The 13,846-nt window shown below is 69.0% G+C and carries 11 protein-coding genes; 3 read left to right on the top strand and 8 right to left on the bottom strand.

Annotation, left to right across the window (positions count from 1 at the left end):
• The 3 genes from E3O50_RS16020 to E3O50_RS16010 all read right to left on the bottom strand — a co-directional run.
• A partial coding sequence (locus E3O50_RS16020) for an HNH endonuclease family protein (RefSeq protein ID WP_134564580.1) occupies positions 1-1,033 on the bottom strand: 1,033 nt, incomplete at its 3' end.
• A gap of 80 nt (positions 1,034-1,113) precedes the next feature.
• On the bottom strand, positions 1,114-1,797 hold the full coding sequence (locus E3O50_RS16015) for a nucleoside/nucleotide kinase family protein (RefSeq protein WP_255454092.1): 684 nt from the start codon (positions 1,795-1,797) through the stop codon (positions 1,114-1,116).
• Complete coding sequence (locus tag E3O50_RS16010; protein ID WP_241975404.1) at positions 1,794-2,195, bottom strand: helix-turn-helix domain-containing protein; 402 nt, start codon at positions 2,193-2,195, stop codon at positions 1,794-1,796. The genes E3O50_RS16015 and E3O50_RS16010 overlap by 4 nt, the downstream gene beginning before the upstream one ends.
• Before the next feature lie 170 nt (positions 2,196-2,365).
• Between E3O50_RS16010 and E3O50_RS16005 the strand changes: the two genes are divergently transcribed.
• The gene (locus E3O50_RS16005) at positions 2,366-2,728 is read left to right on the top strand and encodes a DoxX family protein (protein WP_134445946.1); all 363 of its coding nucleotides are present in this window, start codon (positions 2,366-2,368) and stop codon (positions 2,726-2,728) included.
• A gap of 1 nt (position 2,729) precedes the next feature.
• Here E3O50_RS16005 and E3O50_RS16000 read toward each other — a convergent pair whose 3' ends face one another.
• The 4 genes from E3O50_RS16000 to E3O50_RS15985 all read right to left on the bottom strand — a co-directional run bounded on the left by E3O50_RS16000 (position 2,730) and on the right by E3O50_RS15985 (position 6,257).
• Entirely contained in the window at positions 2,730-3,707 is a 978-nt protein-coding gene (locus E3O50_RS16000) for an NAD(P)H-quinone oxidoreductase (protein ID WP_134445945.1), read from the bottom strand.
• A 49-nt stretch (positions 3,708-3,756) separates the two neighbouring features.
• A complete protein-coding gene (locus tag E3O50_RS15995; RefSeq protein ID WP_174774624.1) occupies positions 3,757-4,170 on the bottom strand; it encodes a DUF6176 family protein in 414 nt (137 codons plus the stop codon).
• Between the two features lie 216 nt (positions 4,171-4,386).
• Positions 4,387-5,277 (bottom strand): DUF4190 domain-containing protein, encoded by an 891-nt coding sequence (locus E3O50_RS15990; RefSeq protein WP_134559608.1) that lies wholly within the window; start codon positions 5,275-5,277, stop codon positions 4,387-4,389.
• Positions 5,278-5,363: 86 nt separating this feature from the next.
• On the bottom strand, positions 5,364-6,257 hold the full coding sequence (locus E3O50_RS15985; protein ID WP_166790672.1) for a neutral zinc metallopeptidase: 894 nt from the start codon (positions 6,255-6,257) through the stop codon (positions 5,364-5,366).
• 262 nt (positions 6,258-6,519) lie between these two features.
• Between E3O50_RS15985 and E3O50_RS15980 the strand changes: the two genes are divergently transcribed.
• Positions 6,520-11,391: an NAD-glutamate dehydrogenase gene (locus E3O50_RS15980; RefSeq protein ID WP_134559604.1), complete on the top strand. Its 4,872-nt coding sequence runs from the start codon at positions 6,520-6,522 to the stop codon at positions 11,389-11,391.
• 14 nt (positions 11,392-11,405) lie between these two features.
• A complete protein-coding gene (locus E3O50_RS15975; RefSeq protein ID WP_134559602.1) occupies positions 11,406-12,248 on the top strand; it encodes an alpha/beta hydrolase in 843 nt (280 codons plus the stop codon).
• Positions 12,249-12,379: 131 nt separating this feature from the next.
• Here the strand turns inward: E3O50_RS15975 and E3O50_RS15970 are convergent, their stop codons facing one another.
• A complete protein-coding gene (locus E3O50_RS15970; RefSeq protein WP_166790671.1) occupies positions 12,380-13,831 on the bottom strand; it encodes an HNH endonuclease signature motif containing protein in 1,452 nt (483 codons plus the stop codon).
• Positions 13,832-13,846 lie beyond the last annotated feature (15 nt).

Raw genomic sequence — 13,846 nt, 5'->3', positions numbered from 1 at the left:
CCGGGGCGACGACCGGAGCGGGTTCGGGTGCGGGGGCGGCGGCGGGAGCGGGCGCCGCGGTGGCCGGGGCGACGACGACGGGCGCGGGTGCCGGTGCCGGCGTGAATCCGGACGTGAGGGCGGGCTCGCTGTGGCAGGTGTCGAGGACGCGCGTCATCGCATCCCGTTCGGCCTGCGTCACCCAGAGGCCGTAGGTCGCCTTGACCGAGATCTGCCGGGCGACGTAGTGGCATCGGTATGCCTTGTTCGCGGGGAGCCAGGTCGCGGTGTCGCCGTCGCTCTTCTGCTCATTGGAACGCCCGTCGACCGCGAGCAGGTTGAGCGGATCGTTCGCGAGCGAGACGCGCTGCGCCTGGCTGAGCTGCTGCGCGCCGGTCTGCCAGGCGTTCGCGAGCGGCACGACGTGGTCGATCTGCACGAGGGCGGATGTCGCCGCTCCTCGCACGAAGGAAATCGTCGCGTTCGTGTACGGGGAGACGATCGTGCCGGACATCACCGTGCACGTTCCCGACTTGACGACGCTCGTGAGGTCGCGGCCGAGAACGTCATTGCGGGTGTCGCAGCCGTTGCGGTCGACGTCGAGCCAGGCGGTGCCGAAGTCGCCGACCCGGTCGTAGCCGGTCTTGGGCGCCTTGCCCTTGACCGCGAGCGTCGCGAGCAGGGTGACGGCGAGGCCGTTCGTCGCCGAGGTGTCGGTGATCGCGACCGTCGCAGCATCGGAGGCCGCCGTGACGCTCGCGGGGTCTGCGGGCGATTCCTCGGTGAACGCCGCCGCAGCGGGCGTGGCCGTGGCCGTGGCCTTCACGATAGAACTCGAGCTCGTCGGGGTCGCGCTCGCACTCGAACTCGCCGCCGATGTGTCGGCGAGCCGGCCGCCGTCCGGGCGCGTGGCCGCGGCGACCCCACCGGCGACGAGAGTGACCAGCAGCACCCCGGCGACGCCGCCGATCACCCGGGAGCGGATGCTGAGCGAACCGACGAACCGCCTGATCTTCGCTTCGAGGGTGGTGGGCTTCTGTGGTGCGGGCGTCATGGCGGCCTTCCGGGTCACCTGAGCCTAGGCGTAACCGGAGGCTCGCCCCCACACCCACTCCGGGGCGTTCCGAATGCGGGTCAGTCGGCGAGGCGCAGGATCAGGTCCGCCCGCTCGCGAGTGCGGTCGATGAGGTCTGCATTGGCCTGGTCGCTCCCACGGGCGAACGCCGCGGCATCCGCTGCGTCGCGCCCGAAGCTCACGTGCCGGCCGATCAGCCGCGGCAGCCGAACGGCGTCGGGCGTGTCGACGAACCAGACCGCGTCGAGTTCGCCGCGCAGCTCGCGCCAGACGGGGGCATCGGCGAGCAGGTAGTTGCCCTCGGTGATGACCACCGGCACACCGCGGGGTACGGCGATGGATGCCGCGATCGGCTCCTCGAGGCCGCGGCGGAACGAGGGGGCGTAGACGACGTCCTCGTCGCGGGCGCGGAGCCGGCGGAGCAGCGACAGGTACGAGCCGGGATCGAAGGTGTCGATCGCGCCGCGGCGCTCGGCGAGCGGCGTGCCGCGAATCAGGTCGGTCGCGAGGTGGAAGCCGTCCATCGGCACGATCACGGCGGTCCCGGCTCCGAGCCGCTCGACGAGCGCCGCCGCGAGCGTTGACTTGCCCGAGCCCGGCGCGCCGCAGAGCCCCAGCAGGATGCGCGGCACAGCGTCGGCCGACCCGGCGAGCACCCGGCGCACGCGCGCCGCGAGTTCATCGACCGTGGTCTCGATCACGGTCGGCGCGCCCGCTCCCGCTCCCGCTCCCGTCCCGATCACCGGGTCACCCGCGCGTCGAACTCGGCCCGCCGGGCGAGGATCTCGGCGGAACTGTCGTGCGCCCACGCCGCGAACGCGATCGCCGGCGGGAGCAGCGTGTGTCCGAGCGGCGTGAGTTCGTATTCGACCCGCGGCGGGATCTCCGGGAAGCTCTCCCGGCTCACGAGTCCGTCGCGCTCGAGCTTCTTGAGGGTGAGCGTCAGCATCCGCTGGGAGATGCCGGGCACCCGGTTCTTGAGCTCGGAGTACCGGATTGCCCCGCCTTCGAGCATCCCCACGACGAGGAGGGTCCACTTGTCGCCGAGGTGTTCGAGCAAGTCGCGCACGACCCGTCCGTCGTCGCCCTCGCCGGAACAGATGTCGTCCATCCGGGCGGCGTGTACGTCCGTTGTCGTCATGCGGAACTCCATTTCTTACCTCCGTGTGCCCAAGGCACAGAGCAGTGCGTGGGGCCCGTGCGGTATAAAAGTAACCACTCGTGATGTTAGGCACCAATCGTAACAATCACGGGCGCGTCACACCTGCCAGACTCCCAGACAAACACCGGAAACTCAACGAAACGGATGCCATGACTCTCGCCCTCTGGATCACAGCGGTCCTCCTCACCGTCGTCTACCTCATGGCCGGGGGTATCAAGGTCGTCCGCAGCAAGGCCCAACTGCAGCCGATGATGCCGTGGGTCGAGGACTTCACCGAGCCCCAGGTCACCGTGATCGGGGCGCTCGGCCTGCTCGGCGCCCTCGGCGTGATCCTGCCGCTCGCCACCGGAATCGCGCCCGTCTTCACTCCGATCGCCGCGATCGGGCTCGTGCTCCTGCAGATCGGCGCCATCACGGTTCACGTGCGTCGCGGCGAGCTCTCCTCGCTCGGCGTCAACGTCGTCCTGCTCGTGCTCGCCGCCGCCGTCGCGATCCTGAGTTTCCTCGCCTGAGTCAGGGCACGAGCACGATCTTGCCCACGTGGGCGGATGCCTCCATCCGGCGGTGCGCGGACGCCGCCTCGCTGAACGGGTACCGGCTGTCGATCACGGGACGGAAGGCCCCGGATTCGAGCCAGGGCCACGCATCCGTGCGGAGGGCTGCGATGATCGCGGCCTTCTCGGCGAACGGACGGGCGCGCAGGGTCGTGCCCCAGTAGCGGCCGCGCTTCTGCATGAGGTACATCGGGTTGAAGACGGCGTCCTGGCCGCTCTGGTTGGCGATCACCATGATGCGCCCGTCGAGCGCGAGCGCGGCGATATTGCGCGCCGCGTACGAGCCGCCCATGATGTCGAGGATCACGTCGGCGCCGTGCCCCTCGGTGGCACGGTCGATCTCGGCGGGGAAGTCCTGGCTGCGGTAGTCGATCAGGATGTCTGCGCCGAGGTCGCGGCAGACCGCGAGCTTCTCGGGGGAGCCTGCCGTGACCGCGACGCGCGCGCCGGCCAGCCGGGCCAGCTGGATCGCGGTCGTGCCGATTCCGCTCGCCCCGCCGTGGACGAGCAGGGTCTCGCCGCTCTGCAGCCCGGCCGCGAGGAAGACGTTGGACCAGACCGTCGCGAGCGCCTCGGGCAGCGCTGCCGCGTCGACGAGGTCGATCGCTTCGGGCACGGGCAGGGCGAGTTCCTCGTGCACGACGGCCTCGGCCGCGTAGCCGCCGCCCGCGAGCAGTGCGCAGACCCGGTCACCGACGGCGAAGAGCGTTGTCGCGCTGCCGACCTCCGTCACGATCCCCGACACCTCGAGGCCCGGCCAGGCCGGGGCCCCGGCGGGCGATGGGTAGTAGCCCTGCCGCTGGGAGACATCCGCCCGGTTGACGCCGGCGGCGGCGACCTGAATGCGGATGTCCCTGGGTCCGACCTCCAGGTCGGCCACGGTTGACAGGGTGAGGGCGTCGGGCCCTCCGGGTACGGGTACCAGAATTGCGCGCATGCCCTCATCCTACGAGCGGCCGCTGGGACGCCGCCGGGGCGCCGGAGTCCTACTCGGTGTCGGAGGTGCGGGCCTCGCCACGCCCCTCGCCGCGGCCGGCGCCCTGCCTGGCCCAGGTCTCCTCGTTGTAGTCGAGGACCAGTCGCGCGGGCGGCGGACCCTCCAGCATCTCGGGCGTGAGGCCGTGGAACTCGATCATCTTGCCCCGGAACCACACGTCGTGGGAATCCTGGGAGGTGGCGAAGTCGCGGAACATCCTGGCGAGGTCGTCGGCCTCGTGATAGAGCGCGACGAAGTCGCCCTGCGGGGTCGACATGAGCGAGGCGACCTCGCGATGCAGGCCCATCCGACGCCGGGACCGCTCGTGCTCCTCGCGGCGCGCGCCGGCCATCTCCGCGGCGAAGGACTGCCAGGCCTCGGTCTTGCCGGGCAGGATGGGGGCAAACCACGTGATGTATTCCATGACATCTTCTCCTTTGAAGTAATGACATGCGGCAGGAGCCGAGCGGGCCGAAGCCGCGAATGGATCATTCCACCGGAGAGCGTAGTCCCCTCATCGCGGGCCGCAACCGTGCTTCCGGGCGGCCCGACAAGCGCCCTCAACGCCTCAGTCACGGAGAAAGCACCCTCGTCGCGTGGGCGAGGGTGCTTTCTCCGCAACGGAACAGTGCGGATGGGCCTACTGTGCTGCCGAGTAGAACTTCTGGTCGCTGAACGACTGCGAGATGACCCAGGTGCCGGTCGCGGCATCCGCTGTCGGGATGGCGATCACGACGTTGCCGGTCGCCGTTCCGGCGGGGTAGAGCTCGTTGATGTCGGACAGCGGCGCGGGGCCGACGACCGAGCTGTCGAGTTCACTGTGCGTGGTGCCGGCGGCGGACACGAAGGACACGTCGAGGTCCATCCAGGGGGTGCCGGTCGTGGTGCCCTGATAGGTGACCGTGATCGGCAGCATGGCGTACTGCATGCCGGCGGGTGCGGCGTCGTTGAACTGGTTCTCAGCGGCGATGATCGCGTCGGCGTTCAGGTTCGGGGCGCCGAGGGTGATCTCATACTCCGGCTCGCCGTCCGCGGTCGTTGCGATCGTCGTGCCGATCGGGGCCGGGTTGGTGCGGGTTCCGACCTCGCCCTCGTTCGAGGGAACCTCGGTGGGGTCGGTCAGGCTGTCACCCGAGTCCGAGCTGTCGCCGGACGTGTCGCTCGAGGAAGTGCCCGACTTCAGGCGCTGGGCGTCATTGACGGCGGCGACGAAGCCGATCGTGTACACGATCGCGAGCACGATCGACAGCAGAAGGGCGACACCGGATGCCGCGATCCCGCCCTTCGCAAGACCCTTCGGCTTGCCCTTTCTGGTCACGGCGATGATTCCGAAGACGAGCCCGGCGATGGCGGCGAACCCGGACACGTAATTGACGATTGGAATGAACGCGCCCACGAAGGCGACGGCGCCGACGATGAGGGATACCAGTCCGAAGGGGTTGCTCGTGGGGGCGAGCGGCGCGGGTGCAACGGGCGGCACGGGCGGTGCGGGCGGGAGGTTGCTTCCGCCGAATTCTGGGGGTGAACTCACTGTTTGCTGAGAATCGGACATACGTCCAGCCTTGCAGCGTCCCGCTATTTTCAACGACTCCTGTCTACCCCCATTAAGGGGTGTCGTCAGTACGTGTCGTTGAGCCAACCGTCGCAGGACCCTTCGCTACCGCCGTCGTACCCCTCCAGGAAGGCCTCGTTGCGCTGCTCGGGGGTGCCGTGGTGCTGGGGGTTGTCGAAGGCGTAATCGCCCAGGTCGAGAGTCGTCTGGCCGGCCTCCTTGATGTCGCCCTGGTCGAGGATCCCTTCGTCCTCCGCCGACTTCGCCCAGACCCCGGCCCAGCAGTCGGCGTGCAGCTCGATCTTGTAGACCGGGTAGATCGAACCGGCGGTGCTGAAGATGCCGATTTCGTTCTGGAGCTCGTGCGCGTACTCGTGCGCGACGACGTAAGCGACCGAGAAGTCGCCGGTCTTATGGGTCCTGGTGCCGTCGGTGTTCGCGTAGAGGGTGCCGTCCCAGATCTTCTGGGCGAGGCTCTGCGACACCGTGATCTTGTCGTCGTACAGGCAGTAGTACGCGCTCATGTCATCGGAGAAGCCCGGCGCGCACATCGACGGCACCACCTCGCCCGCCGCGGGGAAGGCATAGGTCACGAAGGGTGCCGGGCGGCCGTCGTCCTTCCACACGCCGGTCCAGTAGGCATCCACATCGCCGAGCACTGACACGAGGAAGTCCTTCATCGTGCCGCTCGACCCCACGATATTGGCCGTCGGCACGCCCCCGATCCCCGGCGTGCCCGAGGTGCTCGTCGGCGTGATGCCGGACGGTGAGGAGCCGACGGCGACCTGGATGGCCCCGCCCGCGAGCGCGCCCTGTGCGGAGTTCCTGGGGACGGATGCCGCGGCGTGCCCGCCGCCCGGATCCGCGGCGGCCGCGGTCACCGCGGTCACCGCGCCACCTCCCGCGAAGGCGAGGACCGACATCAGGGCGATGGCGCGCAGGACAGACGTGAGTTTCATGGTGGTGGACTCCCTTGTGGAGTGCGTGTGTGGTGTTGTCAGGAGCGACCGGAGCGACATCATCCGATTCGCGGCGTGGAGCCCGAGTGTCAACTCTCGCGAGTATAGGCAAACTCATAGCAGCCCGATAGGTCAGTTCGCAGTTCCTGACTCATCGACAGGGGGCGATGTGCGAGCTTCGGCGAACGAAACTACGATGGGGGTCCAAGCGGTCCTCGTTCAAGAGCGAGCGGGATCAGAAGCGAATGGGTGCCTTTTGTCAATGTCGTCAAAATCGTCGTCCGAACTGTCCAGTGCGTTGTCGAACACCGAAGCGTCGACGACCGAGGCCTTCGTCGCCGACTACTACGAGCACCTCGGTGACGATGCCAGGGAATACGACCCGGCCACGCTGCGCGCACGGGCGGAGAGCCACTGGCAGGTCGCCCTCACCCGGCCACCGAAGACGGCGAACATCGAGATCCGGACCGAAACCGATCGCAGCATCCTCTACGTCGTCACCGACGACATGCCGTTCCTCGTCGACTCGGTCAACGCCGAACTGGTCCGCCAGCACGCGGCCATACACCTCGTCGTGCACCCCCTGCTCGTCGTCACCCGCAACCGGGAGACCCACGAGCTCGTCAGGGTCACCCGCATGCCGGTCAACGCGGGCGTCTCGAGCGGCGACACCTCCGCGATGCCCGACATCTCCCACCTGCTCGGCAACGAGGAGGACTCGCCGCATCTCGAGTCGTGGATCGCGATCGAGATCGACCGTGCGAGCGTCGAGGCCCGCGAGCGCCTGGCCGAGGGGATCGCGCGGGTGCTCCACGACGTGCGGGCCGCCGTGGACGACTGGCCCGCGATGCGCTCGAAGTCCGTGCAGATCGCCGACGCACTCGGGAAGCTGCCGCACGCCGAGGGCATCCCCGACCTGGCGCAAGCCAGGGACCTGCTGCACTGGCTCGACCAGGACAACTTCACCTTCCTCGGCTACCGCGAATACGACCTTGAGACGGTCGACGGCGAGGACGTCCTCTCCATCCGCGACGACAGCGGTCTCGGCCTGTTGCGCGCCGTGAAAGACGGGCACGAGATCCAGCACCTGACGGATGCCGGGCGCACGATGGCCCGCGAACGGCGCGCCCTCGTGATCACCAAGGCCAACTCCCGCTCGAGCGTGCACCGTCCCGCGTACTTCGACTACATCGGCATCAAGAGCTTCGACGCCAACGGCAACGTCAACGGGGAGCAGCGCTTCATCGGCCTCTTCGCCGTGAGCGCGTACACGAGCTCCGTGCGTGACGTGCCGATCCTGCGCGAGAAGATCGATGCCGTCATGGCCGAGGTCGGCTTCCCGCCGGGCTCGCACAGCGACAAGGACCTGCTCGGCATCCTCGAGACCTACCCGCGCGATGAGCTCTTCCAGATCGACGTGCCCACCCTCGTCGCAACGGCCGTCGCCATCCAGCGACTGCAGGAACGCCGGCGGACCCGGCTCTTCCTGCGCCCGGACCTGTTCGGCCGCTTCATGTCCGCCCTCGTCTACTTCCCCCGCGACCGGTACACGACGGCGGTGCGCCTCCGGATCGAGAAGGAACTGACCGAGACCTTCTCCGCGGAATCCCTCGACTTCGAGGCCCGCATGACGGAGTCCACCCTCGCCCGCCTGTTCTACCGGATCCGCCTGCCGAAGACGGCCGCTGTCGGAACGGCCGACGACGTCGCCGCGCTCGCCGCGGCACTCGAACCCCGCCTGGCCATGGCCGTGCGGTCCTGGGCGGAGGGGATCACCGAGCAGCTGCACGACACGAGGCTCGCGCACCTCTGGGCAGAGGCGTTCCCGCCGAGCTACCAGGTCGACTATGAAGTCGAGGACGCCCTCGTCGACATCAGCAGGTTCGAGGCATACGCCGCGGGCCTGAAGAGTGCGGTCGCGCGGGATGCCGCGGCATCCGTGACGGGTTCGCCTCGCCCGGGCGTGCACGTCTACCTCTCCCCGAACGCCGCTGACCGGCCCGCCGAAGACGCCCGGGTGAAGCTCTACATGATGGAGTCGCAGAGCCTCAGCCAGATCCTGCCGTACTTCCAGAACCTCGGTATCGAGGTTCTCGACGAGGTGCCCTTCGAGATCAAGACCTCCGACGGGCGTGAATTCTTCCTCTACGACCTCGGCCTGCGCTACCCGGCGGGCGTCGACCCGGTCGGCACCGGCGACCTGCTCGCCGACTCCTTCGGCGCAGCGGTCAGCGGGGCCATCGAGTCGGACGGACTCGACCGCCTGGTCCTCCGCGAAGGCATGCCCTGGCGCCGCGTGGTCATCCTCCGCAGCTACGCCAAGTACCTGCGCCAGATGGGCAACACCAACTCCTACGACTTCGTCGGCGACACCCTGCTCGCCAACCCCGCGGTCTCTGGCGGGCTCGTGGACCTCTTCGAGGCCCGGTTCGACCCCGCGCGGGACGAGACCGAACGCATCCGTCGCACCGAGGAGGTGCGCGCGCAGCTCGCCACGGCCATCGAACAGGTCGCCACCCTCGACGCCGACCGGGTGCTGCGGGTGCTGCTGAACCTCATCGAGGCGACGCTGCGCACGAACTACTTCCAGAACAAGCCCTACCTGAGCATCAAGCTCGACCCGAGCCGCATCGAGGCACTGCCGTTCCCGAAGCCGATGTTCGAGATCTGGGTGTACTCGCCGCGCGTCGAGGGCGTGCACCTGCGCTTCGGCAGGGTCGCCCGCGGCGGGCTGCGCTGGTCGGACCGGCGCGAAGACTTCCGCACCGAGGTGCTCGGCCTCGTCAAGGCGCAGACGGTCAAGAACGCCGTGATCGTGCCGACCGGCGCCAAGGGCGGGTTCTTCGCGAAGAAGCTGCCCGACCCCGGTGTCAACCGGGCCGCCTGGCTGGCCGAAGGCATCGATGCATACAAGACCTTCATCCGCGGCATGCTCGACCTGACCGACAACCTCGTGCTGACGGATGCCGGTGAGCAGGTCGTTCCCCCGGCGAACGTCGTGCGCCACGACGACAACGACTCCTACCTCGTGGTCGCCGCGGACAAGGGCACCGCCACGTTCTCCGACATCGCCAACGGCCTCTCCGCCGACTACGGCTTCTGGCTCGGCGACGCCTTCGCCTCCGGCGGCTCGATCGGGTACGACCACAAGGCCATGGGCATCACGGCCCGCGGCGCCTGGGAATCGGTCAAGCGCCACTTCGGTGAACTCGACCTCGACACCCAGACCGAGGAATTCACCGTCGTCGGGATCGGCGACATGTCCGGCGACGTCTTCGGCAACGGGATGCTGCTCTCCGAGCACATCAAGCTCGTCGCGGCCTTCGACCACCGGCACGTGTTCCTCGACCCGAACCCCGACCCGGCCGTGTCGTTCGCCGAGCGGCGCCGGCTCTTCGAACTGCCCCGGTCCTCCTGGGCGGACTACGACACGAGCCTGATCAGCGCAGGAGGCGGGGTGTTCCCGCGGCAGGCCAAGGTCGTCCCGATCTCGGCGGAGGTGCGCGCCGTCCTCGGACTGCCCGAGAACATCACGCACCTGAGCCCGCCGGAACTGCTCCGCGCCATCCTCACGGCACCGGCCGACCTGCTCTACAACGGCGGCATCGGCACCTACGTCAAGGCGAGCACCGAAACCGCTGCGCAGGTCGGCGACAAGGCGAACGACGCCATCCGCGTCGACGGCCGCGACCTGCGCGTCAAGGTCGTCGGTGAGGGCGGCAACCTCGGCCTCACCCAGCGCGGCCGCATCGAGGCCGCCCTGGCCGGGGTGCTGCTCAACACCGACGCGATCGACAACTCCGCCGGCGTGGACTGCTCCGACCACGAGGTCAACATCAAGATCTTCGTCGACCGGATGGTCGCGGCCGGCCGGCTCAGCGCGGAAGAGCGCCCCGGGTTCCTCGCCGCGATGACGGACGAGGTCGGCCGGCTGGTCCTGGAGGACAACGTCGACCAGAACATCCTGCTGCTGAACGACCGGGTCAAGGTCGCGAGCTGGAGCCCGAGTTACGAACGCCTGATGGACTCACTCGAGGCATCCGGCGACCTGAAGCGTGAGCTCGAGGCGCTGCCGACCACCACGGAGCTGCACGAACGGATCGACCACGGCCACGGGCTCACCTCGCCAGAGCTCTCGGTGCTCGCCGCCTACGCCAAGATCGAGCTCACGACCGCGCTCCGGGACAGCGACCTCGCGGACGACCCGTGGTTCCGCGGAACCCTGCGCCGGTACTTCCCGCGCCAGCTCGCCGAACGCTTCGACGCCGAGCTCGACACGCATCCGCTGCGCCGGGAGATCATCGCGACCGTCGTCGCGAACGACATGATCAACCTCGGGGGAGTGACCTTCGCCTTCCGTGCCATGGAGGAGACCAGCGCGACCCCCGCGGCGATCGCCCGGGCGTTCGTCGCGCTCCGGGAGATCTTCGAGCTCGAGACCATGGTCGCCGAGCTGAGCGCCCTGCCGAAGTCGTTCCCGACGGAGCACTGGACGGCGATCCACCTCGACATCCGCCGGCTGCTCGACCGGGCCGTGCGCTGGCAGGTCAACCACGGCGGCTCGCAACCGGTCGCCGAGGTCGTCGCGCAGTACAAGCCGCAGATCGCGCTCGTCCGCGCGCACCTGGGCGACTACGTGCGCGGCGCCGACCAGGCCCGGCTCGGGTCGCTGCTGGTCAAGGCGGAGGAGTGGGGCCTGCCGTCCGGCCTCGGCCACCGCTGGACCCAGCTCTTCGAGGCCTTCGCCCTGCTCGACGTCGTGAAGATCGCGGCGCAGTCCGGCGAACAGCTCGGGGACGTCGCGTCCGTGTACTACACGGTCTACGACCGGTTCGGCGTGGACAACCTGCTCGAGCGCATCACCGCGTTGCCGCGCACGGACCGCTGGCAGGCCCTCGCCCGCGCGGCGCTGCGCGACGACCTCTACTCGACGGTCGCCGACATCACCACGGCTGTGCTCGAGGCGACGGATGCGGGAAGCGCGGAACACCGTCTCCTCGCCTGGGAGGCACTCAACGCCGAAAAGCTCGCCCGCTCACGCAGCGTGTTCGACGAGGTCAACGCCCTCGGCCAGGACGATATGGCCTCGCTCTCGGTCGCAATGCGGCTGCTGCGCTCCATCGTGCGGCGGTAGGCAGGCCCGGGCGGATGCTGCGGACGACGCGCCTGGCGGAGGGGCCAGTCGAGTACCGGCTCGATATTCGCGCGGACCCGGTCATCGTGGTCTTCCACGGCGGACACCTCCGGGCCGGGATCGCGGTCGGCGAGGACGTCTTCGCCGCCGCCGGCTACTCCGTGCTCGCACCCTCCCGACCCGGCTACGGTCGCACTCCGCTGTCCACAGGGACGACCGTGACCGGATTCGCGGATGTCGTGGGTGACCTGTGCGCGCACCTGGGCATCACCCGGGTCGCGGCGGTCGTCGGCATTTCCGGCGGGGGACCGACCGCCGCAACGTTCGCCGCGCGACACGCCGGCCTTGTCGACCGGCTGGTCCTGATCAGTGCAGTCGGCTGGCTTCCGTACCCGGACCCGGTCACTCGCCTGGGAGCCCGGATCGGATTCAACGGCGTGACCGGGGGGGTCACCTGGGGCCTGGTTCACGCGCTCGCCCGGTTCGCTCCCTCCATGTGCCTGCGCATGATGATGGGAGCGCTGTCCACCCGTCCGGTGGGCGAGGTCCTGGCCGGCTTGGATCCGGACGCTCGCGCCGGACTCCTCACACTTTTCCGGCGGATGCGCTCCGGACGCGGGTTTGTCAACGACCTGCGCCCCACCCCCGATGTCACCGCTCTGGTCGATCAGCCCACCCTCGTGATCGCCACCCGAACTGACGGCGGAGTGCCCTTCGCACAGTCGCGTTCGCTCGCCTCAAGCATCCGTGCTGCCGAACTCATTGAGAGTCATGCGGACAGCCACATGGTCTGGCTCGGTGCTGACTGGCCGGTGGTCGGCGAACGAATCGTCGCCTTCCTCAAGGGCCCCTCCTGAGCTGGACCAGCTCGTGGCCGCACACCTCGCAGATGCCGCATCGCGTTTTCCGCGCCCGGCCTCCGATCCACGAGGAGCGGCTCTGCCTCCTCGGAAAGGACGGCTTCGCGGAGCCCGCGTGGGCAAGCGACCTAGAACGGTGTCGGGTCGTCGGGGTCTTCGGGTGTGGGGTCGAGGTTCCAGACGTCAACGATCGGGGCTGGCGGTTTCGGTTCGGGTTTGGGTTTCCGGGGTGGTCTCATGTCGGCGGAGGGTTCGACGATGTAGTTGTACCCGGCGGGTGAGGTCCATTCGATGCGGCCGTCGCCGAGGTGCCTGGGCGACCACCGGGTGTAGCTCTTGACCGCGTGGTGATACGGGCAGAGATGGGCGAGGTTCATCGCGTCGGTCTCCCCGCCGTGCTGCCACTCCACACTGTGGTCGAGGTCTGATCGTTTGGCGGAGCGCCGGCAGCCAGGGAAGGTGCAGGTTTCATCGCGCACCTCGAGCCATTTCTTGAGCGCGGCGGGTGGTTTGTAGGTGTCGCGTCCCATCGAGAGCACCACCCCGGTCTCCGGGTGCGTGAGCAGCCGGGTGAAGCTCGGCGCCCCGGCCGCGAGACGCCTCGCGGTATCGGGGTCGATCGGCCCGTACCCGGCCAGATACCCGGGCTCCTCGCTCTTCCCCAACAAGGTCAGCACCGGAACGGTCACGTTGACCTGCGCGGCCACCCCGGTACCGAGTCCGTCCGGGGTGACCCCACTGATCAGGACGTCGGTGAGCACATCGGCCGCGATCTGGGTCAGGGTGCGGACCTCGTCCGGGCCCTGCAGGGTCAGGGCGACGTCGAGAGTGCGGTGGTACGCGGCCTGCACCTTCTCGGCATCCCCGGTCAGATACAGCGACGCCATGCCGTCGTCGAGGGCCTGGAACACCACATGCCGGTCCTCGACGCTTTTCTGGTGCCTCGCGGTGATGGTTTCCGGGTGGGTGCGCTCCCGCACCCTTCGGGCCCGGTCGGCGAGCTTCGCCACGGTCAGCACTTCCGCGTCGGGCACGAGGACCTCCTCGAACACGGCCCGGGCCCGGGCGGCCGCTTCCGGGTCATCATCGACTCGGATGCCCCAGGCCTGCTCCATGATCACCTGGGCGTGCCGGTAACTGATCGCCCCGGTCGCGAGGGCCTCCCGGGTCACGGGGAGGTCTTCGGCGAGTGTCCGGCTGGCTTCGATCAGGGTCTCCGCCGTCCGCCGCGGCAACCGGAGCAGCGCCCCGACCTCGCACGTGAACTCCTCTTTCGTGGCTTCCTCCGGAGACCACGGCGGGCGCGGCCCACCGGCGCGTTCAGCGGCCTCCGCCCGGGCCCGGCCGACATCGGCGAGCACCCGTTGGGCGGTGTAGACCGCGGCCGCCCGGCGAGCGGTGGCCTGATTGATTTCCCGGTCCGCCTCCCGGATCGCGTCATAGAAATCGGCGAGGGGCGGCTCCACCAGGCTCAGATGCCGGGGGTTCAGGTAGGTGTCGGGAGGACTGTCGGGAGGGGTCCCTGGCGGGGGTTCCGCCGTGCTTTCGGGCTGAGGTTCTGAGGTATTTTCAGTTGTCATACCGGTCACTCTACG

Source organism: Cryobacterium sp. MDB1-18-1 (assembly GCF_004402735.1).
In the GTDB taxonomy this organism is placed as follows: Bacteria; Actinomycetota; Actinomycetes; order Actinomycetales; family Microbacteriaceae; genus Cryobacterium; species Cryobacterium glucosi.
The sequence above is the reverse complement of the archived record's forward strand: the minus strand, read 5'-3'. Positions and strand labels throughout refer to the sequence as shown.

What these genes read in the sequence shown, in the direction of transcription:
- E3O50_RS15970 (WP_166790671.1), bottom strand. Translation starts at nt 13,831, where the DNA reads ATGACAACTGAAAATACCTCAGAACCTCAGCCCGAAAGCACGGCGGAA.
- E3O50_RS15995 (WP_174774624.1), bottom strand. Translation starts at nt 4,170, where the DNA reads ATGGAATACATCACGTGGTTTGCCCCCATCCTGCCCGGCAAGACCGAG.
- E3O50_RS16010 (WP_241975404.1), bottom strand. Translation starts at nt 2,195, where the DNA reads ATGACGACAACGGACGTACACGCCGCCCGGATGGACGACATCTGTTCC.
- E3O50_RS16005 (WP_134445946.1), top strand. Translation starts at nt 2,366, where the DNA reads ATGACTCTCGCCCTCTGGATCACAGCGGTCCTCCTCACCGTCGTCTAC.
- E3O50_RS15975 (WP_134559602.1), top strand. Translation starts at nt 11,406, where the DNA reads ATGCTGCGGACGACGCGCCTGGCGGAGGGGCCAGTCGAGTACCGGCTC.
- E3O50_RS15980 (WP_134559604.1), top strand. Translation starts at nt 6,520, where the DNA reads ATGTCGTCAAAATCGTCGTCCGAACTGTCCAGTGCGTTGTCGAACACC.
- E3O50_RS15985 (WP_166790672.1), bottom strand. Translation starts at nt 6,257, where the DNA reads ATGAAACTCACGTCTGTCCTGCGCGCCATCGCCCTGATGTCGGTCCTC.
- E3O50_RS16000 (WP_134445945.1), bottom strand. Translation starts at nt 3,707, where the DNA reads ATGCGCGCAATTCTGGTACCCGTACCCGGAGGGCCCGACGCCCTCACC.